Annotated in this window: 28 protein-coding genes, 3 tRNA genes and 1 pseudogene; 18 read left to right on the forward strand and 14 right to left on the reverse strand. The window is 67.0% G+C overall.

Annotated features, from left to right (window positions below):
• Nucleotides 1-12 precede the first annotated feature (12 nt).
• Both L0D17_RS06910 and L0D17_RS06915 read left to right on the forward strand, forming a co-directional pair.
• Nucleotides 13-1386, forward strand: a complete 1374-nt coding sequence (locus tag L0D17_RS06910; RefSeq protein WP_243094561.1) for a helix-turn-helix domain-containing protein — start codon at nucleotides 13-15, stop codon at nucleotides 1384-1386.
• Between the two features lie 10 nt (nucleotides 1387-1396).
• A complete protein-coding gene (locus L0D17_RS06915; RefSeq protein WP_243094562.1) occupies nucleotides 1397-1825 on the forward strand; it encodes a hypothetical protein in 429 nt (142 codons plus the stop codon).
• A 27-nt stretch (nucleotides 1826-1852) separates the two neighbouring features.
• Here the strand turns inward: L0D17_RS06915 and L0D17_RS06920 are convergent, their stop codons facing one another.
• Together L0D17_RS06920 and serA are read right to left on the reverse strand one after the other, a co-directional pair.
• Entirely contained in the window at nucleotides 1853-2485 is a 633-nt protein-coding gene (locus tag L0D17_RS06920; protein WP_243094563.1) for a hypothetical protein, read from the reverse strand.
• Between the two features lie 96 nt (nucleotides 2486-2581).
• The gene (gene serA, locus L0D17_RS06925) at nucleotides 2582-4150 is read right to left on the reverse strand and encodes a phosphoglycerate dehydrogenase (protein ID WP_243094564.1); all 1569 of its coding nucleotides are present in this window, start codon (nucleotides 4148-4150) and stop codon (nucleotides 2582-2584) included.
• 97 nt (nucleotides 4151-4247) lie between these two features.
• Between serA and L0D17_RS06930 the strand changes: the two genes are divergently transcribed.
• The 4 genes from L0D17_RS06930 to L0D17_RS06945 are packed head-to-tail and all read left to right on the forward strand — an operon-like array spanning nucleotide 4248 to nucleotide 7474.
• Nucleotides 4248-5090: a DegV family protein gene (locus tag L0D17_RS06930; RefSeq protein ID WP_243094565.1), complete on the forward strand. Its 843-nt coding sequence runs from the start codon at nucleotides 4248-4250 to the stop codon at nucleotides 5088-5090.
• Between the two features lies 1 nt (nucleotide 5091).
• A complete protein-coding gene (locus L0D17_RS06935) occupies nucleotides 5092-5916 on the forward strand; it encodes a DegV family protein (RefSeq protein ID WP_243094566.1) in 825 nt (274 codons plus the stop codon).
• 4 nt (nucleotides 5917-5920) lie between these two features.
• Nucleotides 5921-6379, forward strand: a complete 459-nt coding sequence (gene dtd / locus L0D17_RS06940; protein WP_039459867.1) for a D-aminoacyl-tRNA deacylase — start codon at nucleotides 5921-5923, stop codon at nucleotides 6377-6379.
• Nucleotides 6380-6439: 60 nt separating this feature from the next.
• Entirely contained in the window at nucleotides 6440-7474 is a 1035-nt protein-coding gene (locus L0D17_RS06945) for a fatty acid desaturase (RefSeq protein ID WP_039459866.1), read from the forward strand.
• Here L0D17_RS06945 and purH read toward each other — a convergent pair.
• Nucleotides 7471-8961: a bifunctional phosphoribosylaminoimidazolecarboxamide formyltransferase/IMP cyclohydrolase gene (gene purH / locus L0D17_RS06950; protein ID WP_243094567.1), complete on the reverse strand. Its 1491-nt coding sequence runs from the start codon at nucleotides 8959-8961 to the stop codon at nucleotides 7471-7473. The two genes, L0D17_RS06945 and purH, sit on opposite strands and share 4 nt — an antisense overlap.
• A 159-nt stretch (nucleotides 8962-9120) precedes the next feature.
• On the opposite strand from purH, the pseudogene L0D17_RS06955 reads away from it, so the two are divergent.
• From L0D17_RS06955 to L0D17_RS06975, 5 genes and pseudogenes are all read left to right on the forward strand, one after another.
• Nucleotides 9121-9249, forward strand: a pseudogene (locus L0D17_RS06955) (type II toxin-antitoxin system HicA family toxin); the annotation flags it as partial.
• Between the two features lie 48 nt (nucleotides 9250-9297).
• Complete coding sequence (locus L0D17_RS06960; RefSeq protein ID WP_243094569.1) at nucleotides 9298-9786, forward strand: helix-turn-helix domain-containing protein; 489 nt, start codon at nucleotides 9298-9300, stop codon at nucleotides 9784-9786.
• A 25-nt stretch (nucleotides 9787-9811) separates the two neighbouring features.
• Complete coding sequence (locus L0D17_RS06965; protein ID WP_039459863.1) at nucleotides 9812-10198, forward strand: GatB/YqeY domain-containing protein; 387 nt, start codon at nucleotides 9812-9814, stop codon at nucleotides 10196-10198.
• Nucleotides 10195-10749, forward strand: a complete 555-nt coding sequence (locus L0D17_RS06970) for an NUDIX hydrolase (protein WP_243094570.1) — start codon at nucleotides 10195-10197, stop codon at nucleotides 10747-10749. The genes L0D17_RS06965 and L0D17_RS06970 overlap by 4 nt, the downstream gene beginning before the upstream one ends.
• A gap of 65 nt (nucleotides 10750-10814) precedes the next feature.
• Nucleotides 10815-12113 carry an acetyl ornithine aminotransferase family protein gene (locus tag L0D17_RS06975; protein ID WP_243094571.1) on the forward strand — a complete coding sequence of 433 codons (1299 nt, stop codon included), beginning with the start codon at nucleotides 10815-10817 and terminating at the stop codon, nucleotides 12111-12113.
• A 42-nt stretch (nucleotides 12114-12155) separates the two neighbouring features.
• On the opposite strand, the gene L0D17_RS06980 is transcribed toward L0D17_RS06975, so the two are convergent.
• From L0D17_RS06980 to L0D17_RS06995, 4 genes are read right to left on the reverse strand one after another with little or no spacing between them, the layout of a single operon-like run.
• A complete protein-coding gene (locus tag L0D17_RS06980) occupies nucleotides 12156-13295 on the reverse strand; it encodes a BMP family ABC transporter substrate-binding protein (protein WP_243094572.1) in 1140 nt (379 codons plus the stop codon).
• 3 nt (nucleotides 13296-13298) lie between these two features.
• Entirely contained in the window at nucleotides 13299-14132 is an 834-nt protein-coding gene (locus L0D17_RS06985) for an ABC transporter permease (RefSeq protein WP_243094573.1), read from the reverse strand.
• Complete coding sequence (locus tag L0D17_RS06990) at nucleotides 14132-15181, reverse strand: ABC transporter permease (RefSeq protein ID WP_039459857.1); 1050 nt, start codon at nucleotides 15179-15181, stop codon at nucleotides 14132-14134. Before L0D17_RS06990 ends, L0D17_RS06985 begins: the two co-directional genes overlap by 1 nt.
• A complete protein-coding gene (locus L0D17_RS06995; protein WP_243094574.1) occupies nucleotides 15178-16647 on the reverse strand; it encodes an ABC transporter ATP-binding protein in 1470 nt (489 codons plus the stop codon). Before L0D17_RS06995 ends, L0D17_RS06990 begins: the two co-directional genes overlap by 4 nt.
• Before the next feature lie 172 nt (nucleotides 16648-16819).
• On the opposite strand from L0D17_RS06995, the gene L0D17_RS13550 reads away from it, so the two are divergent.
• Entirely contained in the window at nucleotides 16820-17023 is a 204-nt protein-coding gene (locus tag L0D17_RS13550) for a type II toxin-antitoxin system HicB family antitoxin (RefSeq protein ID WP_279231614.1), read from the forward strand.
• Between the two features lie 380 nt (nucleotides 17024-17403).
• Here the strand turns inward: L0D17_RS13550 and L0D17_RS07005 are convergent.
• From L0D17_RS07005 to L0D17_RS07015, 3 genes are all read right to left on the reverse strand, one after another.
• Nucleotides 17404-17479: transfer RNA gene (locus tag L0D17_RS07005), tRNA-Arg, on the reverse strand.
• Nucleotides 17480-17517: 38 nt separating this feature from the next.
• Nucleotides 17518-17593: transfer RNA gene (locus L0D17_RS07010), tRNA-Gly, on the reverse strand.
• 1 nt (nucleotide 17594) lies between these two features.
• Nucleotides 17595-17671 (reverse strand) — tRNA-Pro (locus L0D17_RS07015).
• 70 nt (nucleotides 17672-17741) lie between these two features.
• Here L0D17_RS07015 and tatA point away from each other — a divergent pair.
• Nucleotides 17742-17906: a twin-arginine translocase TatA/TatE family subunit gene (gene tatA / locus L0D17_RS07020; protein WP_018112255.1), complete on the forward strand. Its 165-nt coding sequence runs from the start codon at nucleotides 17742-17744 to the stop codon at nucleotides 17904-17906.
• On the opposite strand, the gene L0D17_RS07025 is transcribed toward tatA, so the two are convergent.
• From L0D17_RS07025 to hslV, 4 genes are all read right to left on the reverse strand, one after another.
• Nucleotides 17903-18634: a formate dehydrogenase accessory sulfurtransferase FdhD gene (locus tag L0D17_RS07025; protein WP_243094575.1), complete on the reverse strand. Its 732-nt coding sequence runs from the start codon at nucleotides 18632-18634 to the stop codon at nucleotides 17903-17905. The two genes, tatA and L0D17_RS07025, sit on opposite strands and share 4 nt — an antisense overlap.
• An 89-nt stretch (nucleotides 18635-18723) precedes the next feature.
• Complete coding sequence (locus L0D17_RS07030; protein ID WP_243094576.1) at nucleotides 18724-19791, reverse strand: tetratricopeptide repeat protein; 1068 nt, start codon at nucleotides 19789-19791, stop codon at nucleotides 18724-18726.
• A 9-nt stretch (nucleotides 19792-19800) separates the two neighbouring features.
• On the reverse strand, nucleotides 19801-21051 hold the full coding sequence (gene hslU / locus L0D17_RS07035) for an ATP-dependent protease ATPase subunit HslU (protein ID WP_039459090.1): 1251 nt from the start codon (nucleotides 21049-21051) through the stop codon (nucleotides 19801-19803).
• The gene (gene hslV, locus L0D17_RS07040) at nucleotides 21048-21614 is read right to left on the reverse strand and encodes an ATP-dependent protease subunit HslV (protein WP_152607366.1); all 567 of its coding nucleotides are present in this window, start codon (nucleotides 21612-21614) and stop codon (nucleotides 21048-21050) included. The genes hslU and hslV overlap by 4 nt, the downstream gene beginning before the upstream one ends.
• 80 nt (nucleotides 21615-21694) lie before the next feature.
• On the opposite strand from hslV, the gene L0D17_RS07045 reads away from it, so the two are divergent.
• The 5 genes from L0D17_RS07045 to L0D17_RS07065 all read left to right on the forward strand — a co-directional run bounded on the left by L0D17_RS07045 (nucleotide 21695) and on the right by L0D17_RS07065 (nucleotide 25243).
• Nucleotides 21695-23089, forward strand: coding sequence for a sigma 54-interacting transcriptional regulator (locus L0D17_RS07045; RefSeq protein ID WP_243094577.1), 1395 nt, complete (start codon nucleotides 21695-21697; stop codon nucleotides 23087-23089).
• The gene (locus L0D17_RS07050) at nucleotides 23079-23381 is read left to right on the forward strand and encodes a nucleotidyltransferase family protein (RefSeq protein WP_243094578.1); all 303 of its coding nucleotides are present in this window, start codon (nucleotides 23079-23081) and stop codon (nucleotides 23379-23381) included. The genes L0D17_RS07045 and L0D17_RS07050 overlap by 11 nt, the downstream gene beginning before the upstream one ends.
• Complete coding sequence (locus L0D17_RS07055; protein ID WP_243094579.1) at nucleotides 23366-23764, forward strand: nucleotidyltransferase substrate binding protein; 399 nt, start codon at nucleotides 23366-23368, stop codon at nucleotides 23762-23764. Before L0D17_RS07050 ends, L0D17_RS07055 begins: the two co-directional genes overlap by 16 nt.
• Entirely contained in the window at nucleotides 23745-24968 is a 1224-nt protein-coding gene (locus L0D17_RS07060; protein WP_243094580.1) for a vWA domain-containing protein, read from the forward strand. Before L0D17_RS07055 ends, L0D17_RS07060 begins: the two co-directional genes overlap by 20 nt.
• Before the next feature lie 62 nt (nucleotides 24969-25030).
• Nucleotides 25031-25243 carry a hypothetical protein gene (locus tag L0D17_RS07065; protein ID WP_243094581.1) on the forward strand — a complete coding sequence of 71 codons (213 nt, stop codon included), beginning with the start codon at nucleotides 25031-25033 and terminating at the stop codon, nucleotides 25241-25243.
• Nucleotides 25244-25980 lie beyond the last annotated feature (737 nt).

The following is a 25980-nucleotide window of genomic DNA, read 5'->3' on the forward strand; positions in this document are numbered from 1 at the left end:
GTGAATTACACAATGCTTGGGCTTAGTTTTGGCGAAGACCCCACCTCCTTCACCGCCTTGATGGAGGGCCTGGGGCTACAGGTCCTGGTACCGGGAGGGCGCCCCGTGCTCTACCTACTTCCCGAGCCCCGCCCCCTCTTCGCCGTGGAGGGGGCTCTCCTCCTCTTCCGCCCCGAGGGGAGCCTTTTCCGCTACCGGGCCGCCGCGGGCTTCCTCCTACCCGAGCCCGAGGCCGAGGTGGAGGCCTTTGCCCGCAAGGAGGGGCTGGGGCTCGCCCTCTACCCGCCTTGGCTCAAGCGGGAGGAGGTGGAAAGGGCCTTGGCCCTGAGGCTCTTCGCCTTGGGCCCGGGGCTTGCCCTTTCCGGGGTGGTGGACCTCCTCCTGAAGCTTCCGGACCGCCCCTTTCTGGAGGTCCTCCACCAGGCCACGGGCCTTCCCCTGGCCCGGGTGGCCCCTTGGGGGGAGGTCTTGGGCTTCGCCGGGCCCGTGCCCCCCAGGCACCCTGAGGCCCCGGGGGAGGGGCGGGGGTGGGTGGCCCTCGAGGCCGGGGAAGGGGTCCTGGTGGCCTACGGCGAGGAGGAGGCCCTAAGGCGGGCGCGGGGGCTTCTGGAGGTGGCGGCCCGCCTCCTCAAGGTGCGCTCCCTGGAAAGGAGCTTGGAAAGGATGCGGGAAGAGTCCTTGGGGGCGGCCCTTTTGGAGGGCCTCATCCTGGGGGAGGCGGAGGCGGAGCGGCTCTTCGCCTTCGGCTTCGCCGAGGGGGTGGAGTGGGTCTTGGCCCTGGCCGAGCCGCCCGAGGTTCCGGGCCGCCACCGCTTGGCGGAGGAGAGGAGGCGGGAGGCCACCTTGGAGCTCCGCCGCCAGGCCGGGGCTTACCTGGACCGGCTTGGGGTGCCTTACCTCCTCGCCACCCGGGGGAACCGGGTGGCGGCCATGTGGCAGGTGCATAGCCCAAGGAAGGAAGCGGAGGGGCTCCTTAAAGCCCTGGTCCCGGGAAGCCGTTTGGGCTACTCCGGCGTCCACGCCGACCGCGCGGTGCAGGAGGCCTACCGGGAGGCCCTGATCGCCCTGAAGGCGGCGAGGCCGGGGGAGGCCCTTTCCTTTAGCGGCCTGGACCCCGTGGCCTTTGTCCTCCTGCAGCAGTCCCCCGAGGACCTGAAGGCCCTGGTGGAGCGGTACCTGCCCCTGCCGCCTAAACTTCTAAAGACCCTCGAGGCCTACATGGCCTCGGGCAGCGTGGAGGAAGCGGCAAGCAGGCTCCACGTTCACCCCAACACCCTCCGCTACCGCCTGAAGCGCATTGAAGGGGTGGTGGGTCCCTTGAGCCAACCGGAAACCCTGGCCCGGGTGCACCTCGCCTTGCGGGCGCGCGACCTCCTCTTGGGCTAAGATGGCTTTTATGGGAAAGCTTAGGCTTTGGCTTCTGGTCCTCTTGGCGTTGGGAACGGGCTTAGCCCAAACCTTGGTGGAGGTGACGGCGGTGGCGGCCTTGAGCGCCAGCCTGGACCCGGCGGTGCGCCTTCCCTCCGGCACTTACAAGGCCCGAAGCCCCGAGCCCCTCCTCGCCCGCTTCCCCGAGGCCAAGGGGTACGCCCTCGAGGCCTTCGCCGCCAAGGGCATCGCCGCTAGGCTCCACGCCACCTTCGTCCAGCAGGTCCTCACCGCCTTCGCCGCCGCCGGGTACTTCGTGGAGGCCCAGGAGGAGCGGGTGGTGGACGGGGAGATTCGCACCAAGTACGTGCTCAAGGACAGCTTGGGCCGCCCGGCGCTTCTTCTCGTGGTGCGGAAGGGGGATGAGCTTGTGTACGGGTTTGGGAAGCATAAGTGAGTTGTTTCACGATACCCAGGGCTTGTGCTAAAAATCCCCTCTAACCGCAAACCCCCACGCCCACACCCCTCCAAACCGCCCAAGCTTTAACCAAAAGGCATCCCCCTCCAACCCCACCCAGCCCCACCACCCGGGCCCATACCCCAAGCTTCCAGCCACGCTCACCCCCTCCAGAGGCCAAACCACCCCCACCGCCCCCGCCCAAGGGTAAGTTCCTTCCAAGGTAACCGCCCCCTCCCCCAGGGCAAAAGTCGCCCCCAAGAGGCCAAAGAACCCGCCCCTTTGTAGGCGCCCCTCCCCGTACGCCACCACCTCCCCCAGGCGGGCGCTTCCCGCCACGCCACCCCCCTTCTCCTCCAGCCAAAGCCGCGCCTCGCTCCAGGCCACCTCCAGGAAGCCGCCCCGCTCCCAGGCGTAGCCCAAGCGCAGGCGCACGGGGCCGTACCAGGTGAGGGCCCCGCCCCACACCCCCTCCTCTCCCCCGGCGGGGCCCGGGGTGTTCCAGGTGTAGGGGAAAAGCCGCCCTTCTCCCAAGGTCAAGGGAAAACGCCCCAGCACCAAGCCCCACTCCCCTTCCTCCGCCGCCAGGTAGAGCCTTTCCAGAGAAATCCCGCCCCCTCCCTCCGCCAGGTACGGGGCGAGGGCGTAGGCGGCCCGCACCCCCTCTCCGAGAAGCTCACCTGTCCCGTGCTCATACGTGACGGATTTCACGATTTTTGCGACTTGTGACTACAATATCCGCCACATCCTTCCGGTTCACCCCATCTCCGCCAGGTCCACCCGCTCCAACACGGGCAATGCCCGCAAGGCCTCCAGCACCTCAGGCGTGGGCTTCTGGTCCACGGCGAGGACGAAGAGCGCCCTTCCCCCCGGCACGTCGCGGCCAAGCTGCATCCCGGCGATGTTTACCCCCGCCTCGCCCAAGAGGGTCCCCACCTGGCCCACCACCCCAGGCCGGTCGTAGTTCACGCACACCAGCAGGTACCCTTCCGGCACCACCTCCAGGGCGTAGTCGTCTATCCCCACCAGCCGGGGCTTCCCCCCCATCACCACCCCCCGGGCCCGGCGCTCCTCCTGGTCCGTGGTGAGGCGCACCTCCACCAGGCGGGCGTACTCCCCCGCCTCCTCGGAGCGGCGGGTCACGAGGCCAATGCCCCGGTCCTTGAGGAGGGGCCGGGCGGAGACCAGGTTCACCGCCCCCTCGCCCAATACCCGGGCCAAAAGCCCCTTGGCCACGGCGCTGGCGATGGGCTCGGGATCCTTGTCAAACTGGCCGAGGAAGCTCACCTCCAAAGCCTGGGGGCGACCCTTGGTAATCTGGGCGAGGAGCTTCCCCAAAGCCTCGCCCAAGGGCAAGAAACCCCGGAGGGCCGCCAGGGCCTCGGGGTCAAAGCCGGTGTTCAGGGCGTAGGAGAGATCCCCCTCGAGGGTCCGCACCACCCGCTCCAAAATGGCCTCCCCTACCCGCTCCTGGGCCTCCAAGGTGTTCGCCCCCAAGTGGGCGGTGAGGACCACCTTGGGGTGGTGGAGGAGGGGATGGTCCTTAGGCGGCGGCTCCTGGCTAAAGACGTCCAGGCCTGCGGCGAAGAGGTGACCTTCCTCCAGAACCTCCAAAAGCGCCTTCTCGTCCACGATGCCGCCCCGGGCGGCGTTCACCACCACCGCCCCCCGGGGCAGGAGGTAGAGCTCACGCCTTCCGATCATCCCCCGGGTTTCCTCCGTGAGGGGGGTGTGGACCGTGAGGAAGTGGCTTTGGCGAAGGAGGTCCTCCAGATGCTCCATGAGTTCCACCCCTAGGCTTTCCGCCCGGGTCCGGGGGATATAGGGGTCGTAGGCCAAAACCCGCATCTCAAAGCCCTTGGCGAAGCGGGCCACCTGGCCGCCGATGCGCCCGAGGCCCACGATGCCCAAGGTCTTGCCCTTAAGCTCTAGCCCCAAAAACTTGCGGTCCCACTCCCCCTCTCGGATCTTGCGGTCGGAAAGGGCGATGCCCCGGGCGGCGGCGAGAAGGAGGCCGAAGGCGAGCTCGGCGGCGGAGCGGGTGTTGGCCTCGGGCACGTTCACCACCAGGATGCCGAGCCGGCTTGCCGCCTCCAGGTCCACGTTGTCCACCCCCACCCCGCCCCGGCCCACCACCTTGAGCCGCTTGCCCCTTCCTAAGAGCTCGGCGTCCACCTGGGTCCGGCTTCGGGTGATGAGGGCGTCGTAAGCCGGGATCACCTCCAGAAGCTCCTCCCGAGCGATGCCGGGGCGGTAGTCCACCAGGACCCCCGGGTACTTCACGTCCCCAAGCCGCATATCATCGGACACCAGCACCCGCCACATATACCCTTGACCCTAGCAAAAACCCCGCCTTGGAGCAACTTCTCCGCTACACTACACCGCCTTGTGGTATCCTGGGCCGGACAACAAGGAGGCGTTGATGAAGGTAGCCTTGGTGACGGACTCCACCGCCGATCTGCCCAAGCCCCTGCGGGAGCGCCTGGGCATCCGGGTGGTGCCCCTCTACGTCCATCTGGGAGGACGGGTCTACCGCGACTGGGAGGAGATCACCCCCGAGGAGGTCTTCCAGAAGGTGCGGGAGGGGACCGCCTTCCCCACCACCAGCCAACCTTCCCCCGAGGACTTCATGAAAGCCTATGGGGAGGCTTTGCAGGAAGCGGATCACGTGCTTTCCGTGCACATCTCCAGCAAGCTCTCCGGCACGGTGCAGTCGGCGGAGCTCGCCGCCCAGGAGTTCCCGGGCCGGGTCACGGTCTTTGACTCCCAGGCCGCCTCCTTGGGCATCGGCATGATGGTCCTCCGGGCCCACGAGCTCCTGGCCCAAGGCCAGGCGCTCTCCGAAGTCTTGGAAGAGCTCAAGCGCATCCGCCAGGACCACTTCGTGCGCTTCAGCGTGGCCACCTTGGAGTTTTTGCGCCGGGGCGGGCGCATCGGTGGGGCCCAGGCCCTTTTGGGCACCCTTTTGGGCATCAAGCCCATCCTCACCCTCAAGGAGGGACGGGTGGAGGCGGTGGGCCGGGCCAGGGGGGAAAGGAAGGCGCGGGAGGAGATCGTGAAGGACTTCCGCGCGTGGGGCGAAGGGCGGAAGCGGATCCGGGCCTTCTTCCTCTACAGCGCCGAGGAACAGGCGGTGCGGGAGCTAAAGGCAATGGTCTTCGCCTCGGGCCTTCCCGTGGAGGAGGCCCTGGTGAGCGAGCTTGGGGCAGTGATCGCCAGCCACACGGGGCCGGGCACCTATGGCTTCTACGCCTACAGCCTCTAGCGTGGCCTTCGTGGCCGACTCCACCTTGGGGCTTTCCCCCAAGGAAGCGGAGGCCCAGGGCATCCACCTGGTGCCCCAGCAAGTGATCTGGAAAGACCGGGCTTTCCGCGACCTATGGGAAATCACCCCCGAGGAGGTGGTCCGCCTCTTGGAAGAGGGGGAGCGCCTCACCACGAGCCAAGTGGCCCCCGAGGACCTGAAGGCCACCTACGAGAAGCTTTTAAAGACCCACGAGCGGGTGGTTTCCGTCCACGTTTCCGGGAAGCTTTCCGGCACCGTGGCCACCGCCCAAAGCGTGGCCCAGGCCTTCGGGGGGCGGGTGAAGGTCCTGGACTCAGGGTCGCTGAACGGCGGGCTTCTTTTGGTGTTGCAGGAGGCGAGGCGCCTCCTCGCCACCGGCACCCCTTGGGAGCGCCTGGAGGAGGCCCTCGCCCCCTACCGGGAGCGGGTCTTCGGCTACGTCCTTCCCAAAACCCTCACCCACCTGCACCGCTCGGGGCGGATTTCCGGGCTCAAGCACCTGGTGGGGAGCCTGCTTCGGATTTTGCCGGTCCTCGAGGTCCGGCGGGGGGAGGTCCTCCCCGGCCCCAGGGTGCGGGGCTTCGCCGAGGGCCTGAAGAAGATCGCCGAGCTCTTCCGCCGCGACTTCCCCGAAGGGGCCTTGGCCCACGTGGCCCACGTGGCGAACCCCGAAGGGGCAAAGGCCCTCCTGCAGGCGGTGAAGGCGGAAGGGGTGGAAGTCCAAGCCACCCTCTTCGCCGGTGCGGCGGTGAGCGTCCACGCCGGGCCCGGGACCGTGGCCCTTTTCGCCGGGCCAAGGAGGTGAGGGCGTGCGGGCGGTGGTGCAACGGGTGAGCGAGGCCTTCGTGGAGGTGGAGGGCGAGGTGGTGGGAAGGATCGGTCTAGGGCTCCTCGTCCTTTTGGGGGTGGGCCAGAAGGACGCCCCAGAGGACGCCCACTACCTGGCCCGGAAGATCGTAAACCTTAGGATCTTCCCCGACGCCGAAGACAAGATGAACCTCTCCCTCAAGGAGGTGGGGGGCGAGGTCCTTCTGGTGAGCCAGTTCACCCTTTACGGCGACACCCGCAAGGGCAACCGCCCCTCCTTCGTCCAGGCGGCCCCTCCCGATGTGGGCAAGCGGCTTTACGAAGATGCCATAGAAGCCTTCCTGGCTCAAGGGGTCCACGTGGAAACCGGGGTGTACGGGGCCCACATGCGGGTGCACCTGGTGAACGACGGGCCCGTAACCCTCCTCCTGGACTCGGAAGAACGCCTAAGGCCCAGGTAGCCTCACCCCTCTCATCTTTTGCTGAAGTACGGTAAGGCACTCCCCGAAAGAGGAGCGCCTATGCATAAGGTAGAACCCAAAGACTGGATCCCCCTCATCAAGCCCTACACCAAGCCCAACACCCTGCGAAGCCTGCGCCAGGTGGCGGATACCCTCCTGCCCCTCCTCGCCCTCTTTTACCTCGCCCACAAGGCCCTTTCCGTTTCCTTGCTCCTCGCCTTGGCCTTGGACCTCGTGGCGGCGCTATTCCTGGTGCGGCTTTTCATCCTGCAGCACGACGCCGGGCACGGCTCCTTCTTCCCCAAGAAGTGGATGAACGACGCCCTGGGCTTTTTCGCCGGGGTGCTCACCCTGGTGCCCTACCACCACTGGCAGCTTTCCCACGCCCGGCACCACGCCACCAGCGGCAACCTGGACAAAAGGGGCGTGGGGGACATCTACACCATGACCCTGGAAGAGTACCTGCAGGCCACCCCTCGGCAGCGCCTCGCCTACCGCCTTTACCGCAACCCCTTTGTCATGTTCTTCCTGGGGCCCATCTACGTCTTCATGCTCTCCTACCGCCTGCCCCTGGGCTACGGGTCTGAGCGCCCCTCGGTGCGCCACAGCGTGGCCCTCACCAACCTGGCCCTGGTCCTTTTGCTCGTGGGCATCGGCCTCCTTTTTGGCCTTAAGACCCTCCTCTTCGTCTACCTCCCCATCCAGTACCTGGCGGGGATGGTGGGCATCTTCCTCTTTTACGTGCAGCACCAGTTTGAAGACGCCTACTGGGAGCACGACCCCCGCTGGGAACACCTCAAGGCCGCCATGGAGGGAAGCACCTACTTAAAGCTTCCCAAGGTCCTCCAGTGGCTCACCGGGAACATCGGCTTCCACCACATCCACCACCTGGCTCCCAAGATCCCCAACTACCACCTCCCCAAGGTGCAGGAGGAGGTGGACCTGGTGAAGGTGGCCCCCACCGTGACCCTCAAGGACGCCTTCCAGATCGCTTTCGCCGACATGCACCTCCACGACGAGGAAAGCCGCAAGCTCGTGGGCTTCAAGGAGGCCCACCGGCGGCTCAGGGCCGTTCGGGGCAGGCTTTCCCTCTAGTGGCGGAAGTGGCGCACCCCGGTGAAGACCATGGCCATGCCCGCCTCGTCCGCCGCCTGGATGGAGTCCTGGTCCCGCACGCTCCCCCCCGGCTGGATGATGGCGGCGATGCCGAAGTCCGCCGCCAGGCGCACCACGTCGTCAAAGGGGAAGAAGGCGTCGGAGGCCAAGACCGCCCCCCGCGCCCCCTCCTTGGCGGTCTTTAGGGCGTGCTTGGCGGCGGCGTAGCGGTTCGTCTGCCCCACCCCGATGCCCAGGGTCATCCCTCCTTTGGCCACCACGATGGCGTTGGAGCGCACGTGCTTCACCACCTTCCAGGCGAAGAGGAGGTCGCGCCACTCCGCCTCCGTGGGAGCCCGCTTGGTCACCACCTGGGGGGCGATGGGGTCAAGGGTGTCGGCATCTTGAAGGAGCACCCCGCCCCGGATGCGCCGTACGTCCAGGTAGGGGCCTTGGGCTAGGGCCGGGACCTCGAGGAGGCGCAGGTTCTTCTTCCTGGCGAAGACCCTTAAGGCCTCCTCGCTAAAGGCGGGGGCCAGGACCACCTCCAAAAAGACCTCGGCCATGGCCGAGGCGGTCTCCTCGTCCACATAGCGGTTCAAGGCCACGATGCCCCCGAAGATGGAAACGGGGTCCGCCTGGTAGGCCCTCCGGTAGGCTTCCAAGGGGGTTTCCCCCAGGGCCACCCCGCAGGGGTTCTGGTGCTTCACCGCCACGCAGGCGGGCTCGGCGAACTCCGAAACCAGGTTCCAGGCGGCCTCGGCGTCCAGGTAGTTGTTGAAGCTCATGGTTTTGCCCTGGAGGACCCGGGCGGCAAGGAGGGGGCCCTCCTCCCCCGCCACCCGGTAAAGGGCGGCCTCCTGGTGAGGGTTCTCCCCGTAACGCAAGGGGGAAACCCGCCTCAGGACCAAGAACTTGTCCTCGGGGAACTTCTCCCCGGAAAGCCACTCGGCGATGGCGGCGTCGTAGGCGGCGGTGTGGGCGAAGGCTTTACGGGCCAGGGCCCGGCGGAACTCCGGGCTTGGCCCCTCCCTTAGCGCCTCGAGGACCCGGGGGTAGTCCTCGGGGTCGCACACGGGAAGCACCGCCAGGTGGTTCTTGGCCGCGGCCCGGAGCATGGCGGGGCCGCCTATATCCACCTGCTCCAAAGCTTCCTCGTAGGAGGCCCCCCGGGCCACCGCCTCCCGGAAGGGGTAGAGGTTCACCGCCACCACGCCGATCCGCTCCAAGCCCAAGGCCCTAAGCTCCTCCTCCTGGTCGGGTCGGGCCAGGAGGGCGGCGTGCACCTTGGGGTGGAGGGTCTTCACCCGGCCCTCCAGGATCTCGGGGAAGCCGGTGAAGTCCGAGATGTAGGTGACGGGCAAGGAGGCTTCCCTTAGGGCCCGGTACGTTCCCCCCGTGGCGAGAAGGCGGAAGCCCAGGTCCAAAAGCCCCCGGGCGAAGTCCACGATCCCCCGCTTATCCGAAACGGAAAGGAGCGCCCACATGGAAGGGATTGTACTCCCGGACGGTGGGCCTCCCCCAAGGCACCTTGAGGGGCGTTCGCATTTTTGCTAACATCTAACCTGGCCCCCGGGTCCAACCCCTGCGGGCGGAGGATACTTAGGCAAATGGGCTTTTCCCCTTAGCCTCGGCGCGGGAAGGGAGACCACGAGGTCTGGAAACACCCCGACGGCCGGATCGTGGTCCTGGACCCCGGCAACGATCCCCCGCCCGTGGGCACCTTCAAGAGGATCTTGAAGCAAGCGGGAATCCCAGAGGAGATGTCCCTTTAGGGAAAGGGAGGGGGTGGGGGATCTTTCCCCACCCCGATAGGCAAAGCCATGGGAAAAGACGTCTTGGTAAAGAAGTGGCCTTACCGCTACCCAGTAGTCCTAGAGGTGGACCCTGAAGGGAAAACCTACGCCGGCTATGCCTTGGATCTCCCGGTGTTCGCCTGGGGGAAGGCGAGCCGGGCGGGGGCCATGGATAGCCTGGCGCGGGGGCTGGCCTTGGCGCTTTTGGAGCTTGAGGAAGCGGGGAAGCCTCTCCCCGCGCCTTCCGAAAGGGTGGATCCAGAAGGCTTGGCCAAGCTGCACCAACCTGAGGTGGTCTTTCTAGAACCCGCCCCCGTGAACCCCGTAAGCCTAGAACTCTGGCGGGCCCTAAAGGTCCGGGGTCTTTCCCAACGGGAGCTTGCCCGGCGCATGGGCACCTCCCCTTCGGCGGTCCACCGCCTCCTGGACCCCTTTTACTTCGGCCACAGCCTGGAAAGCCTGAGGCGGGCGGCCAGGGCTTTGGGGGTGGGCCTCGAGGTGCGGCTCGCCGTCTAGCCACCTTTCCGTTAGAGTGGTAAGGATGACGATCTACGAGGCCATCAAGGAAACCATCAAGGAGGCCATGAAGGCCCGGGACCAGAAGACCCTGGACTTCGCCCGGGTGGTGAAGGCGGAGCTGGACCGCAAGGGGGACGGCAAGCCCCTCCCCGACACCGAGGCGGTGAAGGTCCTCAAGGCCCTCAAGGAGATCGCCTTGGAGCAGGGGAACGCCTTTGAGGCGGAGTTCTTGGACCGCTTTCTGCCTAAGGAGATGAGCGAGGAGGAGATAGAGGCCTGGATCCGGGAAAACCTGGACCTTTCCCAGTTCAAGACCCCCCTGGCCGCCATCGGGGTGGTGACCAAGGCCCTGGGGCCCCGGGCCCCCGGGGAGAAGGTGCGGCGGGTGATTGAGCGCTTGACCTCATGAGCCCCTGGAAGCGGCTTTCCCTGGAAGAGATCCTCTCCGAGCCCGTGCGCCTGGTGCGGGAACGCCTCAGGACCCACACGGGCAAGGAGCTCACCTACATCTACCGCCCGGGGCCGGTGGCGGCGAGCTTCGTCCTCCCCGTCACCGCCCGGACCACCGCCCTCCTCGTCCGGCAGTACCGCCACCCCACGGGGAAGTTCCTCCTGGAGGTACCCGCGGGCAAGGTGGACCCCGGGGAAACCCCCGAGGAGGCGGCGCGGCGGGAGCTTTTGGAGGAGGTGGGGGCGAGGGCCAAGGAGGTCATCCCCCTGCCCCCCTTCCACCCCCAACCCTCCTTCACCGCCGTGGTCTTCCACCCCTTCTTGGCCCTGGGGGCAGAGGTGGTGGCGGCCCCGAGCCTCGAGGACGGCGAGCTCCTGGAAGCCGTGGAACTTCCCTTGCCGGAACTCTACGCCCTCCTGGAGGCGGGGGAGGTGGAGGACGCCGCCACCGCCCTCACCCTCTTCTACGCCCGGCCCCACCTGGTGGCCCGGGGCCTCCTTTCGGTATAGCCTTGCGCCGTGGCGCATAAAGCGCCGGTGGGACGCTCGTCCCGCCCTTGGTAGACTGGCCACGTATGAAACCCAAGGTAAAGACACCCCTTCCCGGACCCATGGCGCAAGCGCTCACCGAGCGGGCCGAGCGGGTGCTCTCCCCTTCCTACATCCGCCCCTACCCCTTCGTCCCCGCCCGGGGGCAAGGCGTCTTCCTGGAGGACGTGGACGGGAACGTTTTTTTGGACTTCATGGCGGGCATCGCCGTGAACACCACGGGCTACGCCCACCCCAAGGTCCTCGAGGCGGTACGGTCCCAGGCGGAGCGCTTCGCCCACGTCTGCTTCTCCGACTTCACCCACGAGCCCACCCTCTCCCTGGCGGAGCGCCTGGTAAAGCGGCTTGGAGGAAGGTACAGGGTCTTCTTCGGCAACTCCGGCACCGAGGGGATTGAGGCCGCCATCAAGCTGGTGCGCCACCACACGGGCCGCCCCTACCTCCTCGCCTTCACCGGGGCCTTCCACGGGAGGAGCCTCGGGGCCCTATCCCTCACCGCCAGCAAAAGCGCCTACCGCAAGGGGTTTTCCCCCCTGTTGCCCGGCGTGGTGCACGTACCCTTCCCCAACCCCTTCCGCCCCCCTCTGGGCGCCCGGCCCGAGGAGGTGGGGGAGGCAGTCTTAGACCACCTGGAGCACCTTTTCCGCACCACCCTGCCCCCCGAGGAGGTGGCCGCCTTCTTCCTGGAACCCATCCAGGGGGAAGGGGGGTATGTGCTTCCCCCCAAGGGCTTCCTCCCCAAGCTTAAGGACCTCCTGGAGCGCCACGGCATCCTCCTGGTGGCGGACGAGGTGCAGTCGGGGGCGGGGCGCACGGGGCTTTTCTTCGCCCTGGAGCACGAGGGGATAGAGGCGGACGTCTACGTCCTGGCCAAGGGGCTGGCCTCGGGCTACCCCTTGAGCGCCCTCCTCTTCCGGGAGGAGCTCGGAAGCTGGCACCCCGGGGCCCACGGCACCACCTTCGGCGGGCAGGCGGTGGCGGCGGCGGCGGCCCACGCCACCCTGGACCTTTTGGAAGGGGGCCTCATGGAAAACGCCGCCCGGGTGGGGGCCTACCTCCTGGAGGAGCTAAGGAAGATGCAAAGGCGCTTCCCCTTCCTGGGGGACGTGCGGGGGAGGGGCCTCATGATCGGGGTGGACTTCGGAAGCCCCGAGGAGGAGCGGCCCGACCTCCGGGACAAGGCGGTGGAGCGGGCCTTCCAAAAGGGCCTCCTCCTCCTCGCCGCCGGCCCCTCCGCCCTCCGCATCGCCCCGCCCCTCACCCTCACGGAGAAGGAGGCGGCTTTGGGGCTGGAGATCCTGGAAGCGGTCTTCCAAAGCCTGTAGCCAAGGGGCCGGGCCCAAGGCCCGGCCCCCCAAAGGGCTTCCCTACTTGGGTTCCCCGGGCCAGTCCCCCACCACCCCAGGCGCCGCCCACTCCATGGTGAGGAGTTCCTGCAAGGTGGCCTTGCGCCCGGCGGGGATGCGCACCACCCCCTTGCGGTCCCGGATGGGCCCGGTGAAGGGATCAAAGGTGGGCTTGGGGCTGGACATGTCCCGAAGAAGGGCCATGATGCGCTCGTACACCGGCACCTCCTTCCCCGCCACCCGCATCCGGGCCCTCTGCAAGAGGGGGACGTGCTTGGGGTTGATGGGCACGCCGTAGTCCGCCCCCATCTCCACCGCCTTGTGCTGCAGGAGCCAGAAATAGTCCACGTTCTGCAGGTTCTTCGGGGTGTAGACGCCTTCCTTGACCTTCTTGAGGAAATCAATGTAGATCACGTCCCAGTGGACGATCTGGCCGGAAACCACGTGGTCGGAGGCGAACTTGAGCATGGGGGTGTAGTGTCCGAAGGAGTAGGCCCCCTTCTTGGCGGCGGTCTGGATCACCGTGGGGGTGTCCTCGGTGAAGGCGAAGACGTCCGCCCCTTGGGCGAGAAGGGCCTCCGTGGCCTCCCGGGCCTTGGCCGGGTCGTACCAGGCGTTGATCCAGCGCACCAGGACCTGGGCCTTGGGGTTCACCACCCGCACCCCCAGGGCGAAGGCGTTGATGTGCCGCTTCACCTCGGGGATGGGGAAGGCGGCCACGTAGCCTACTTTGCCCGACTGGGTGAGGGCCCCGGCGGCGAGGCCGTTAAGGTAGTAAACCTGGTAGAAGTCCGCCATGTAGGTGGCCACGTTGGGGGCCCGCTTGAACCCCGTGGCGTGGGCGAAGATCACGTCCGGGTACTTCTTGGCCGCCTCGAGGACCGCCTCCATGTAGCCAAAGCTGGTGGCGAAGATGACCTTGCACCCCTCCTTCACGAAGCGGTCTATCACCGGCAAGGCCTGGGCCTCGGGGACGCTTTCCACGTAGCGGGTTTCCAGCCAGGGAAGCGCCGCCTCCGCCTTCTTCCGCCCCACGTCGTGGGCGTAGGTCCAGCCAGCGTCCCCCACTGGACCCACGTAGATGAAACAAGCCTTTAGCTTCTCCCCTTGCGCCAGGCCCGTCCCGAAAAGCAGGGCCAAGAGCCAAACCAGTTTTCGCATCCTTCACCTCCCCCGCTCAAAGGGCTGGCCCAGGGCCTTGGGGGCCCGGGACCGGCCCGAGAGGGCCAGGACCAGGATAACCAGAAGGTAGGGCATGGCGGCAAAGGCCTCGGACGGTATAGGTACACTGCCCTGAAGCCGAAACTGCAGGAAGAAGAGGAGGCCAAAAAGGTAGGCGCCAAAAACCGCCCGCAAGGGCTCCCAGGCGGCCAGGATCACCAGGGCGATGGCCACCCAGCCGAGCCCCGCGGTCATCCCATCCGTCCAGGAGGGACGGTAGGCCAAGGAGAGGTAAGCCCCGCCCAAACCGATGAGCCCGCCCCCAAGCCCCAGGGCCAGGTAGCGCACCCCCTCCACGTTCACCCCAAAGAGGTCCGCCGCCTTGGGGTTCTCCCCCACGCTCCTCAGGTAAAGGCCAAACCGGCTCCGGTAGAGGAGGAGGTGAAGAACGAGGGCCAAAAGAAGGGCCAAAAGGGCCAAGGGCACCTCGGGAAGAACCTTCTGCAAGGGCACCCCTTCGTAGCGCTTCCCCAGCATTCCCGAAGCCCCAAGCCCCAAGGCGGCCACCGCCAGCCCCGCCACGAAGGGATTGGCCCTCAAGGTAATGGCAAAGAGCCCCAAGAAGAGGGCCAAAGCCACGCCCGCCCCCACCCCGGCCACCACCCCCAAGAAGGGCCCCACATCCAAGGCCACGGCGAAGGCGGCCAGGGCCGAAAGGGCCATGATCCCCTCCACCCCCAGGTTCACCACCCCGCTCCGCTCGGCGAGGAGCGCCCCCAAAGCGGCGAGGAGGATGGGGGTACCGAAAAGCACCGCGCGCACCAAGGCCTCTTCCATCACCGCCTCCAAATGAGGCGGTGGCGGCTCGCCGCCTCCGCCCCGATCAAGGCCAAAAGCAAAAGCCCCGCCACCACGTCCACCACCCTAAAGGGCATGGAAAAGGCGAGCTTCAAAGCGTCGCCCCCCGCCAGGATGAGCCCGAGGAGGGGCGCCGTGAGGAGGGTAAGCCCAGGCCTCCCCCTGGCGAGCCACGCCACCAAAATGGCGGTGAAGCCGTAGCCCAAGGAGATCTGGGCGGGCTCCAGAAGCCTCCCGTGGATCCCCGCCACCTCCCCCACCCCGGCAAACCCGGCCAGGAACCCCGAGGCCAAGGCCACGAGGAGGGTAAGCCTCCCCTCCTTGAGCCCCAGGTAGCGGGCCGCCTGGGGATTTTCCCCAAGCACCCTCAGCGAGAAGCCCCAAGGTGTGCGGAAGAGGAGGAGGTGGAGAAGCAGGGCCGCCCCCACCCCCAAAAGCAGGGTGGGCCAGTGAACCAAGGTGTCCCCCAGCCGGGGAAGCCGGGCCACCTCGGGGAAGCGGTCGGTGTAAAGGAAGCCGAAGACGAACTGCCCCTTCCACGGCCCCGCCACCAAATAGACCACCAGGTAGTAGGCCAGGTAGTTCTGCATGAGGGTGGTGAGGATCTCGCTCGCCCCAAAGCGCACCCTAAGCCAGGCGGCAAACCCCGCCCACAAGGCCCCCAAAGCCCCCCCGAGGAGGAACATGAGGAGAAGGGTGTAAGGCCCAGGGGGGAGGAAGAGCGCCACGTAAGCCGCCCCCACCGCCCCCATGAGGAGCTGCCCCTCGGCCCCAATGTTGAAAAACCCCACGCGGAAGGCCAAGCTCAAGCCCGCCCCGATGAGGAGGAGGGGAATGGCCCGCCGGGCCACCTCGGCCAGGCCCAAGGGGTCCAAGAGGGGGGAGAGAAGGAGGCCGTAGGCCCTAAGGGGGGAGACTCCATAGGCCAGGAAAAGAAAACCCAAGAGGAAGAGGGCCAGGAGCAAAAAGGCCCCATAGCTCAAGGCCACCTTGGTGGGGCTGGGGGCGGGGTCCAACTCCAGCCTCATGCCCGCCCCTCCGCCATCATCCGCCCCAGCCGCTCCCGGTCCGCCACCTCCCGGGGGATGGGCCCCACGAGCCTGCCGTGGTACAAGGCCGCCACCTGGTGGGAAAGGGCCAGGATCTCGTCCAGGTCCTCGCTCACCAGGAGGATGGCGGCCCCTTGCCGGGCCAGGTCCAAAAGCCGCCCGTGCACCTCCTCCGCCGCCCCCACGTCCACCCCGTAGGTGGGGTGCATGGCGAGGATCAGCCGGGGCCCGCCCTTTAGCTCCCGGGCCAGGATCACCTTCTGCACGTTGCCCCCAGAGAGGAACCGCACGGGGGTCCTGGGGGAAGGGGCTTTGACGGCATAGGCGGCCATGAGGGCTTCCGCCTCCTTTTCCATGGCGCGGTAATCCAAAAGGCCAAGGCGGGCGTAGGCGGGGTAGGTGCGCAGGGCCAGGTTCTCCGCCACGCTCATCCCCCCCACCACCCCCATGGACCGCTCCTCGGGAATGTGGGCCACCCCCAAGGAGAAGACCCGGGCCGGTTCCTTGGGCAAGGTCTGGCCCAGGAAGCGCACCCTTCCCCGGTAGGGCCTAAGCCCCGCCAGGGCTTCCAGTAGCTCCTTCTGCCCACTTCCCGCCACCCCGGCAACGCCCAACACCTCCCCCGCCCGCAGGCAAAAGGACACGCCCTGGACGGGGAAGCCATGCCGGGGCACCAGGAGGTTTTCCACCTCCAAGACCACCTCCGCCCGGGGCGGCGGGGCCTTGGGCGGGGGGCTTGGGCTCCGGCCCACCATGAGGCGCACCAGGCGTTCCTTGTCCGCCTCCGCCCGCGAAAGCTCCCCCACCTTCTCCCCCGCCCGGAGCACGGCGATGCGGTCGGCGAGGGCCAGCACCTCCTCCAGCTTGTGGCTGATGAAGATCACCGCCAGGCCCTCCCGCTTAAGCCGGGCGATCTCCTGGAAAAGCCCCTCCGCCTCCTTGGGGGTGAGGACGCTGGTGGGCTCGTCCAGGATCAGGACCCGGGGGCGGTTTAGGAGGGCCCTGAGGAGCTCCACCCGCTGCTTCTCCCCGGCGGAAAGCCGCTCCACCTTGGCCTCGAGGTCCACCCCCAAGGGATGGTCCTGAAGGAGGGCCCTAAGCCGCGCTATAAGGGCGCGCCGGGCGAAGACGGGGGGGAGGTCTAACCCCAAGGCCAGGTTTTCCGCCACGGTGTGGGCGTCAATGAGCTCGGGGTGCTGGGGCACCAGGGCGATGCCGAGCCGCTGGGCCGCCTTGGGGGAAGGAATGCGCACCTCCTTCCCCTCCAAGAGGATCCGCCCCTCGTCGGGGGCGTAGAGGCCGTAGAGGATGCTCACCAAGGTGGTTTTCCCCGCCCCGTTTTCCCCCAGGAGGGCGAGGACCTCCCCCCGGCCCACCTCGAGGGTGACGCCCCGGTTGGCCACCACCGGTCCAAAGCGCTTGGTGATGTTTTCCAGCCGCAACATGGAAGGGGCCAAGGCCCCGGGGCAAGAATACCACGGGAAGCTGGGAAAGCCCACCCCGGTCCCTAGCCTCTTCCCCCGCCAGGGCACGCTCCCCGGGGGTAGCAAGGCGGGGGTTTGAGGGCGGTTTGGCCAGGTGGCCATCACAACATAGGGCCTGCCCTAGACTGGGGGCATGCCGAGGAAGCTCCCGGCCCACCTGTGGAAGGAGGGGGATCTCTGGATAGCGCAATGCCTCGAGGTGGACGTGGCAAGCCAGGGGGGCACGGAGGAGGAGGCCTTGGCCAACCTCCGGGAAGCCCTGGAGCTCTACTTTGAACCCCCCACCCCGGCCCGGGTGCCCGAGGCGCGGGAGGTGGAGGTAGAGGTGGGGGCCTAGGCGGCCCCTTCCCCACCGGGAGGTGAAGCGCCGCCTCGAGGCCCTAGGCTTCCGGCTCCATTCCCAGAAGGGGAGCCCCGTCAACTTCGTCGGGTAGCACCCGGAAGGGCTTCAGGTGGTCCTCGCGCCCGCCCACAAGGAGAGCGCCGTGGGCACCCTCCGGAGCGTCCCCCGCCAGGCCGGGCTCACGCGGGGGGTGTTTGAAGCGCTTGGGCTAGGGCTCCTCGTACTCAAGAAGGTCCCCCAGCCCGTAGGGCTTCTCCGCGAGCTTGCGCAAGCCCCAAATCACCCAGGCGAGGGCCTCGAGGGCAGGCCTAGATAAGCTAACCGAACCACCCCCCGGCCACGCCACCGGGGGGTGAAGCTTTGTGTTCCGGTCTTGGCGGGCCCGGAGGGATTCGAACCCCCGACCTACCGCTTAGAAGGCGGCTGCTCTGTCCCCTGAGCTACGGGCCCATGCAAGGAGGCCGGGGTGGCGCTACACCCCGGCCGTTTGGAGCGGGAGACGGGACTCGAACCCGCGACCCTCGGCTTGGAAGGCCGATGCTCTACCAACTGAGCTACTCCCGCGTGGTCGGGGCGGCCCGATTTGAACGGGCGACCCCCTGCTCCCAAAGCAGGTGCGCTACCGGCCTGCGCTACGCCCCGGGGCCTGGCCACCCCAGAGGCCACGATAGCACCTGCCCCCAAGAGGGTCAAGGCGTGCTAAGATGGGCCCATGCGCTTAGGTCCGGTGGAAATCCTCCTCATCCTTCTGGTCATCCTCCTCCTCTTCGGCGCCAAAAAACTTCCCGAGCTCGCTCGGGGCATCGGCCAGTCGGCTCGGGAGTTCAAGAAAGGCCTCCAGGAGGGCGAGGAAAAGAAGGAAGAGCCCAAGGCTTAGAGGACCCCCTCTCCCACGGGCATCCCTCCTGGGGCATAGAGGCGGTAGCCCGTGGGGCGCACGTAGGCCGCCAGGGCTAGGCCGTATCGGTGGGCCAGGGCTACTGCGGGTGCGGTGGCCCCGGTGCGGCTTGCCAGGAGCACCGCCCCCATGCCCACCGCCTTGGCCGCCATCTCCAGGCTCACCCGGCCCGTGGAGGCCACGAGCACGGGCGGAGCGATGCCCTCCGCCAGCATGAACCCCGCCAAGCGGTCCACGGCGTTGTGGCGGCCGATGTCCTCGTTAAGGTAGAGGAGGTTGCCCTCGAGGTCAAAGAGGGCGGCGCCGTGGATGCCCCGGGTGCGGGCGTAGGCCCGGGTGCGGGCGCGAAGCTCGGCGAGGAGGCGAATGGGTAGCTCCGGGTCCAAAGGAACCTGGGGGAGAGGAATCAGCTTGGGCTCGCCAAAACGCAATCCAGCGGCGCAGCCGCTATCCCTTACCCCCACGCCCCGCATAGGGGTGCGGGGAAGGTCCACCAAGACCATCCCCTCCCCCACCAGAACCCGAACTCCCTCCAGGCTGGGTAGGGCCCCGCTTAGATGGAGGTGGCCCAAGGCCAAGTAAGCCTCATCTCCGGGGGTGTAGCTCAAAGCGGTCCAGGGCTCGCCGTTCACCACCAGGAGAAGGCAGGCCTCTTCAGGCAGGGGAAAGCTTTCCGCCGAGAAGCGCCCCCCCTCGTAACGCCACATAGACCCCCTCACGATCCCCCTCACGATAGCCCTCCCTCGCCCAATAAAAAAGCCCTGGGAGCACAAAGCCCCCAGGGCTCAGGGTCCGGCTAAAGCCGGCGCAGGACCTCCTCCGCCTCCTTGTAGCCGGGTTTTAGCTTCAGCGCCTCCTGGCACTGGTAGCGGGCCCCTTCCTTATCCCCGAGCTTCTCGTTGGCCAAGCAAAGCTGGTAGCGGTACTCGGGGCGCTTGGGCTCCAAGCGCACGGCCACCGTGAGCCGGCTTTTGGCCTTTTGCGCATCCCCCAGGGCCAAGTAAACCAGGCCCAGGTAGTAGTAGGCGGCCGGAAAGCGCAAGGGGGCCAGGGCGATGGCGTTCTCCAAGGCCACCCCTGCCTCCCTCATCCAACCTAGGGCCACGTACGCCTGCCCCAGGGTATACCATCCCTCGGCGTCCAGGGGCTTGAGCTTGTGCCCCTCCTCCAACACCCTGGCCGCCTCCTCCGCCCGGCCCTTGAGGAGGAGGGCCGAGGCATAGCGCACCCTTAAGTCGGCGTCCTTCGGGGCCAGCTGGAGGGCCCGCGCGTACTGCTCCAAGGCCTCGTCCAGCCGCCCCGCCGCCAGGTAAAGCTCCGCCATCGCTAGGCGCACCTCGGGGGTGTCCTGCAAGGAAAGAGCTTTCTTGAAGGCCTCCTCCGCCTTGTCCACCTGGCCCAAGAGAGCGTAGACCAAACCCCGCTGGGCGAAGAGGGGGGCGTAGCGGGGGTTGATGCGCTCCGCATCGCGAAGGACGCTCAAGGCTTGGTCTAGGTACGCCTTCCCCTTCTCCCGGTCCTCGCTGGCCCGGTAAAGGGCGATGTAAGCCTCCGCCAGGACCATGTAGCCCCCGATGTAGCGGGGGTTCTTGGCCACCAGGCCCTTGGCGTTTTCCAAGGCTGGGTTCAATAGGCCCACCTTGAGCTGGGCCCGGGCCAGCCAGTAGAGGACATCCGGGTCTTGGGGCTTCTCCTTGGCCGCCCGCTCAAAGGCCTCGAGGGCCGCCTCGTACCGCCCCAAAGCGTAAAGCTGCACCCCCAGCTTCAAGGCATCCTGGGTGGCCGTCTGCCCCGCTGAGGGCGGAGGGGTCTGGGCCAAGGCCGGAACCGCCAGCAAGCTAAAAGTCAGAAGCAACCAGCGCATGCCATCCTCCTAGAGCACGAACCGCGTCAGATCGGGGGAGGCAAAGACCTCCTCTAGCCGCTTTTCCACGTAGGCCCGGGTGATCTCCACCCGCCCGAGGTCGGTTTGAAAACTCACCTCTTCCAAAACCCGTTCCAGCACCGTGGCGAGCCTCCGGGCCCCGATGTCCTCCAGCTCCCGGTTGGCCCGGTGGGCCGCCTCGGCGATGGCCCAGAGGGCGTCCTCGTGAAAGACGAGCTCGGTACCGTCGGCCTTAAGGAGCTCGGTGTACTGGCGGATGAGGGAGTTCTCCGGCTCCTTCAGGATGCGGAAAAACTCCTCCGGGCCCAAGGGGGAAAGCTCCACCCGGATGGGAAACCGCCCCTGGAGCTCGGGGATCAGGTCCGAGGGCTTGGCCACGTGGAAGGCCCCAGCAGCGATGAAGAGGACGTGCTCCGTGGAGATGGGGCCGATGCGGGTGGAGACCACCGTGCCCTCCACGATGGGCAAGAGGTCCCGCTGCACCCCCTCCCCGGAAACGTCCGGGCCCACGGTGCCTTCCCTACGGGCCACCTTGTCAATCTCGTCAATGAAGACGATCCCCTCCTCCTGGGCCCGGCGCCGCGCCTCCTCCTTGAGCTCCTCCTTGTCAATGAGGCGCTCGGCGTGCTGGTTCTTCAGCACCTCCCGCGCCTCCTTCACCGTCATGCGCTTGCGAGCGGGCCGCTTGGGGAGAAGCCCTTTGAGCATCTCCCCCATGCCGCCGAACCCCTCGCCCCCCAGGACCCCCATAAAGGGCAGGCTCACCTCCTCCTCCACCTGCACCTCCACGGAAAGGCCGTCCAGCCGCCCCGAGCGCACCTCGGCCACGGAGGCCCTCAGAAGGGTGGCGAGCTCCTCCTCGGCGAAGGCCAGGGCCTTTTCCTCCACCTTCTTCTTCATCTCCTCCAAAACGAGCTGGTAGCTGGCCTCCGCCAGGTCGCGCACGATGGAGTCCACGTCCCGGCCCACGTAGCCCACCTCGGTGAACTTGGTGGCCTCCACCTTGACGAACGGGGCCCCCGCCAGGCGGGCCAGGCGGCGGGCGATCTCCGTCTTCCCCACCCCCGTGGGCCCGATCATGAGGATGTTCTTGGGCGTCACCTCCCGGGCGATCTCGGGGGGCAGTTGCTTCCTGCGGTAGCGGTTGCGCAAGGCCACGGCCACGGCCCGCTTGGCCGCCTCCTGGCCCACGATGTGCTTGGAAAGCTCCCGAACGATCTCGGCGGGCGTGAGGTTCATGCTTCCCCCAGGGTGAGAACGGTGACCTGGCCCGAGGTGTAAAGGTCCACCTCGGCGGCGATCCTTATGGCCTCCTCGGCGATCTCCCGGGCGGAAAGCCCAGAGTGGCGGTAAAGGGCCTTGGCGGCGGCCAAGGCGTACGGCCCCCCCGAGCCCACCGCCAATAGGGGCTCTTCCGGGGTGATGACCTCGCCGCTTCCCGATAGGAGGACCATGGTTTCCCGGTCGGCGGCCACGATCATGGCCTGAAGGTGGCGGAGAACCCGGTCCATGCGCCAGAGCTTGGCGGTTTCCACCGCCCCCCTCAAGAGGGCGCCCTTGGCCTCCTTGAGCTTCTCCTCGAAGCGCTCCAGAAGGGCCAAGGCGTCCGCCACCCCCCCAGCGAAGCCCACCAGAACTCCCTCCCCCACCTCCAGTTTCCGCACCTTCACCGCCCCGCGCTTAAGAACCGTCTGGCCAAAGGTCACCTGGCCGTCCCCGGCCAAGGCCGTGACCCCGTCCTTGCGGACGGCCAGGATGGTGGTGCCGTGGATCTCCACGCCGCCAAGATACCCCTTCGCCATGAGAAGGGCGTTAGGCAAGGAGCAACGCAGGGCGACCCGGGACACACACCCCTATTCCCGGACACCCTAAACTGGAAAGGGTGAAGGCCAAGACCTTAGGCGAGCTCAAGCGCACCTACCCCCTGGAAAAGCTCCGGCGCACGGTGAAGGACGAGGCCCGGGAAAACCTCCGGGAGAAGCTCAGGCGGGGGGAAAGGCTTTTCCCGGGCATCCACGGCTACGAGGACACGGTGATCCCCGCCCTGGTCCAAGCCATCCTGGCCAAGCAGAACTTCATCCTCCTGGGCACCCGGGGCCAGGCGAAAAGCCGGATCCTCCGGAGCCTGGTGAGCCTCCTGGACGAGGAGATCCCCGCCCTGCCCACCGAGCTTCGCGACAACCCTCTCGCCCCCATCTCCCCCGAGGGGAAAAGGCTGGTGGAAGAAGCCGGGGACGAGGCCCCCATCGTCTGGGTGGGGCGGGAGGATCGGTACGTGGAAAAGCTCGCCACCCCCGACACCACCGTGGCCGACCTCCTGGGGGACATGGACCCCATCAAGGCGGCGCGGCGGGGCACGGGGATGGCGGATTTGGAGAGCATCCACTACGGCCTCCTTCCCCGGGCCAACCGGGGCCTGTTCGCCGTGAACGAGCTCGCTGACCTGGCCCCCAAGGTGCAGGTGGCGCTGTTCAACATCCTCGAGGAGGGCGACATCCAGATCCGGGGCTATCCCATCCGCCTCCCCCTGGACGTCTGGCTCGTTTTCACCGCCAACCCCCAGGACTACACCGCCCGGGGCCGCATCGTCACCCCTCTAAAGGACCGCATCGGGAGCGAGATCCGCACCCACTACCCACGAAGCCTCGAGGAGGGGTCCAAAATCAGCGCCCAGGAGGCCTACGTGCCCGAGGGGGTGGAGGTGCCGGAGTGGGTGCGGCTCTCCGTGGAGGCGGTGGCCTTCGCCGCCCGGGAGGACCGCCGGGTGGACCAGAGCGCTGGGGTGAGCCAGCGCCTCCCCATCAGCCTCCTAGAGGTGGTGGCGGCGAGCGCCGAAAGGCGGGCTCTTCTTTTGGGCGTCCGGCCCGTGGCCCGGCCCCTGGACCTCTACCAGGGGCTTCCCGCCATCACGGGGAAGCTGGAGCTGGAGTACGAGGGGGAGCTCCAGGGGGCGGAGCGGGTGGCCAAGGAGCTCATCCAACGGGCCTTCGGCCTCGTCCTCCCCCGCTACCGCTTGAGGACCGAGCCCATCGTGGCCCACTTTGAGGCGGGGAACCTCCTCACCCTGCCCGAGGGGGCCCTGGAAGAAGCGTTGGCGGCGCTGGCGGAGGTGCCGGGGCTTCTGGAGGCGGCCCGTACCCTGGCGGAGGGCGAGGTTCCCGAGCTTCTCCTCTCCGCGGCGGAGTTCGTCCTGGAGGGCCTCGTGGGGCGGAGGAAGCTCGCCCGGGGCGAGGCCAGCTACCAAGCGGCGGAAAGGACAAGGGGCTATGGGAACTGACCTTCCCCGGGAGCGAGAAGCGGTGGTGGCGGCCTTAGGGCCCTTCCTGAAGGGGACAGGGGCCAGGCTGTACCTTTACGGCTCCTTCGCCCGGGGGGAAGGCGGGCGGGCCTCGGACCTGGACCTGGCCCTCCTCGCCCCCAAACCCCTTGCTCCTCTCCTTCCCCTCCTGCGGGAGGCCTTGGAGGAAGCCCCGGTGGTGCGGCGGGTAGACCTGGTGGACCTAAGCGAGGTGGACCCCGCCTTCCGGGAGCGGGTGCTTAAGGAAGGGATCCTATGGGCCGCGTTTTAGAGCGCCTCACCCTCGCCCGCAAAGCCTTGGGCATGCTCAAGGAGGTGGCCTTCCTGGAAGCGCCCACCCCCGTGGAGCGGGACGCCGCCGTCCAGCGCTCTGAATACACCTTTGAAGCTTTTTGGAAGGCGCTACAGGCCTACTTGAGGGAGCGGGAGGGCCTCGAGGCGGCAAGCCCCAAGGCCACCTTCCGCCTGGCCCGGGCAGTGGGGCTTTTGGACGAGGAGGAAACCCTTCTGAGCTTGGCCATGACGGACGACCGCCACCTCACGGTCCACACCTATAACGAAGGCTTGGCCAAGGCCATCTACCAGCGCCTTCCCCGCTACGCCGAGCTCATGGAACGGGCTCTAGGGAGGATGGATGAAGGCGATCCGGTATAGCCGCTACGAGGGAAACCTGGAGGAACTCTCCGCCGAGGAGATCCTAAGCCTCCTGGAAGACTTTCTCCTGGACTCGGGCTTCTCCGACCCCTTCCAGCGCTACGACCCCGACCCGAACCGCACCCCAAGCCTGGAAGACCTCTACGACGCCCTCCTCCAGGCCCTCCTGAAAAACGAGCTCGTCCCCGAGGACTGGCTCCGGGAGGCCCGCTTCGCGAACCGCAAAGAGGAGACCCGGCTTTACCAAGCCATCCAGCGCATGATCCAGAAGCTCCAGGAAGCGGGCTACCTCCGCCTTCCTGGGGAAGACCCCACCAGCCCCGCCCAAGGCGGGTACAAGGGCGAGGCGGGGGAAACCCGCCTGGAGCTCACCGAGAAGGCCTCGGACTTCCTGGGGCTTAAGAGTTTACGGGAGCTCCTTGGCTCCTTGGGCCGCAACCCCCCAGGCCTCCACCCCACCCCCCACCACGCCCCCGGGGTGGAGAAGACGGGGGAAACCAAGCCCTGGGAGTGGGGAGATCCCCTAGAGCTCAATATCCCGGAAACCCTGAAGAAACTAGCAGCTAAGGGGCTAGAAGGCCTGAGCCACGAAGACCTGGTGATAGACCTGGCGGAGTACACCGCCAGCATGAGCACCGTGGTCCTCCTGGACTGCTCCCACTCCATGATCCTCTACGGGGAAGACCGCTTCACCCCCGCCAAGAGGGTGGCTTTGGCCCTGGCCCACCTCATCCGCACCCAGTACCCGGGGGACCGGGTGCGCTTCGTCCTCTTCCACGACACCGCCGAGGAAATCCCCTTGGCCAAGCTCCCCCTGGCCCAGGTGGGCCCCTACCACACCAACACCAAGGCGGGGCTGGAGCTCGCCCGCACCCTCCTCAGGAAGATGGGCGGGGAGATGAAGCAGATCATCCTCATCACCGACGGCAAGCCCTCGGCCCTCACCCTCCCCAGCGGGGAGATTTACAAAAACGCCTGGGGCCTGGACCCGTTGATCCTGGCGGAAACCCTGAAGGAGGCCACTTTGGCCCGGCGGGAAGGCATCCCCATCCACACCTTCATGCTGGCCCGGGAACCCGAGCTTTTGACCTTTGTGAAGAAGCTTTCCCAGATCACCCGGGGCAAGGCCTACCTCACAAGCCCTAGGAACATCGGTAAATACCTGCTCCTTGACTTCCTCAACAAGAAGGTGCGGGCGAACTGAGGGCCATGGTGCGAGGACACCGACCCGCAAAGGGAAGCCGGCGCCTCAGCCTAGCCCTCCGCATGAGCCTCCTGTTGGAACGGCTCAGGCAACCCCTTGCCATCCCCAAATCCCCACCCGCCCTGGTGCGGGAGTACAGCGAGGCTCGGGGGTGGATGTGCCTGGAGGTCCGATACTACGCCGCCAAGCAGGAAACAGGCTTCACCCTTATCCCCTGGGACGATTACATGAACCAGGTGGAAGCCGCTCTTACATCAGCCGCAGAACCGTCTTGACCGGGTGACTTCACGCGCCCTTTCAGACGGCCACCCCGCTCCCTTGCCTCCCATACCTCCCATACCGATACCTATCCTGTAGCGGTATCCGTACCTTCGCTGGTGTCGCGCCAACATCCCCTCCTTAACCTGGTTCATCAGCAGACCCATGACCCGAGTCCCCAATCTTTGCAACGTAGCCAGAGCGTTCCTCAAAGCTCGGTGATCTGTTTGGTCCTCCACCGCCACCAACAGGGTGCCTGCCACATGAGGAGCGACAACCAAGGAATCCGAGAAAAGAAGCGGGACGCATCAAACACCACCACCTCATACCCCCAGTCCTCCAAAAACCGAAAGAGCGTCCGGAACTCCCGACTCAGGCGCTCCGCAGGGTTCGGAAAGGCTTCCATCACCGGCAAAAGCCGCAACCCCTCTTCTAGGCCAATGGGCTACGGCACAGACCAGGCCCGCCTCAAAAAAGGCTTCTAACCCAAGTTGCCACCTACCAGCCGGATGCTGTGGGCCAGGACAAAGCGGAGCACGTGAGGAGGACGCTGTAGGGGGTCGTGGTCCGGGGGTCGTCCTTGTGGCCCATGGCCTGGTGTGGGTCGTCTAAGATGCGGAAGGCCGCTATCATTATCTCTTCTAAGCAGAGCGGCTTTTTTGCATCCCCGAGGCAAAGAATTAGATGGCAACTTGGATTAGAGGCTGTCGTAAAAGTCCTCCACGGCCAGCTACGCGGCCCTAGCCAGCCGCTT

This window comes from Thermus thalpophilus, from assembly GCF_022760915.1.
In the GTDB taxonomy this organism is placed as follows: Bacteria; Deinococcota; Deinococci; order Deinococcales; family Thermaceae; genus Thermus; species Thermus thalpophilus.

Bases quoted from the DNA above. Each gene is read 5' to 3' on its own strand.
- L0D17_RS06910 (WP_243094561.1), top strand. From the start codon at position 13: ATGCTTGGGCTTAGTTTTGGCGAAGACCCCACCTCCTTCACCGCCTTG.
- L0D17_RS06915 (WP_243094562.1), top strand. From the start codon at position 1,397: ATGGGAAAGCTTAGGCTTTGGCTTCTGGTCCTCTTGGCGTTGGGAACG.
- serA (WP_243094564.1), bottom strand. From the start codon at position 4,150: ATGTGGCGGGTGCTGGTGTCCGATGATATGCGGCTTGGGGACGTGAAG.
- L0D17_RS06930 (WP_243094565.1), top strand. From the start codon at position 4,248: ATGAAGGTAGCCTTGGTGACGGACTCCACCGCCGATCTGCCCAAGCCC.
- L0D17_RS06945 (WP_039459866.1), top strand. From the start codon at position 6,440: ATGCATAAGGTAGAACCCAAAGACTGGATCCCCCTCATCAAGCCCTAC.
- purH (WP_243094567.1), bottom strand. From the start codon at position 8,961: ATGTGGGCGCTCCTTTCCGTTTCGGATAAGCGGGGGATCGTGGACTTC.
- L0D17_RS06960 (WP_243094569.1), top strand. From the start codon at position 9,298: ATGGGAAAAGACGTCTTGGTAAAGAAGTGGCCTTACCGCTACCCAGTA.
- L0D17_RS06965 (WP_039459863.1), top strand. From the start codon at position 9,812: ATGACGATCTACGAGGCCATCAAGGAAACCATCAAGGAGGCCATGAAG.
- L0D17_RS06970 (WP_243094570.1), top strand. From the start codon at position 10,195: ATGAGCCCCTGGAAGCGGCTTTCCCTGGAAGAGATCCTCTCCGAGCCC.
- L0D17_RS06975 (WP_243094571.1), top strand. From the start codon at position 10,815: ATGAAACCCAAGGTAAAGACACCCCTTCCCGGACCCATGGCGCAAGCG.
- L0D17_RS06980 (WP_243094572.1), bottom strand. From the start codon at position 13,295: ATGCGAAAACTGGTTTGGCTCTTGGCCCTGCTTTTCGGGACGGGCCTG.
- L0D17_RS06985 (WP_243094573.1), bottom strand. From the start codon at position 14,132: ATGGAAGAGGCCTTGGTGCGCGCGGTGCTTTTCGGTACCCCCATCCTC.
- L0D17_RS06990 (WP_039459857.1), bottom strand. From the start codon at position 15,181: ATGAGGCTGGAGTTGGACCCCGCCCCCAGCCCCACCAAGGTGGCCTTG.
- L0D17_RS06995 (WP_243094574.1), bottom strand. From the start codon at position 16,647: ATGTTGCGGCTGGAAAACATCACCAAGCGCTTTGGACCGGTGGTGGCC.
- L0D17_RS13550 (WP_279231614.1), top strand. From the start codon at position 16,820: ATGCCGAGGAAGCTCCCGGCCCACCTGTGGAAGGAGGGGGATCTCTGG.
- tatA (WP_018112255.1), top strand. From the start codon at position 17,742: ATGCGCTTAGGTCCGGTGGAAATCCTCCTCATCCTTCTGGTCATCCTC.
- L0D17_RS07025 (WP_243094575.1), bottom strand. From the start codon at position 18,634: ATGTGGCGTTACGAGGGGGGGCGCTTCTCGGCGGAAAGCTTTCCCCTG.
- L0D17_RS07030 (WP_243094576.1), bottom strand. From the start codon at position 19,791: ATGCGCTGGTTGCTTCTGACTTTTAGCTTGCTGGCGGTTCCGGCCTTG.
- hslU (WP_039459090.1), bottom strand. From the start codon at position 21,051: ATGAACCTCACGCCCGCCGAGATCGTTCGGGAGCTTTCCAAGCACATC.
- hslV (WP_152607366.1), bottom strand. From the start codon at position 21,614: ATGGCGAAGGGGTATCTTGGCGGCGTGGAGATCCACGGCACCACCATC.
- L0D17_RS07050 (WP_243094578.1), top strand. From the start codon at position 23,079: ATGGGAACTGACCTTCCCCGGGAGCGAGAAGCGGTGGTGGCGGCCTTA.
- L0D17_RS07055 (WP_243094579.1), top strand. From the start codon at position 23,366: ATGGGCCGCGTTTTAGAGCGCCTCACCCTCGCCCGCAAAGCCTTGGGC.
- L0D17_RS07060 (WP_243094580.1), top strand. From the start codon at position 23,745: ATGAAGGCGATCCGGTATAGCCGCTACGAGGGAAACCTGGAGGAACTC.
- L0D17_RS07065 (WP_243094581.1), top strand. From the start codon at position 25,031: ATGAGCCTCCTGTTGGAACGGCTCAGGCAACCCCTTGCCATCCCCAAA.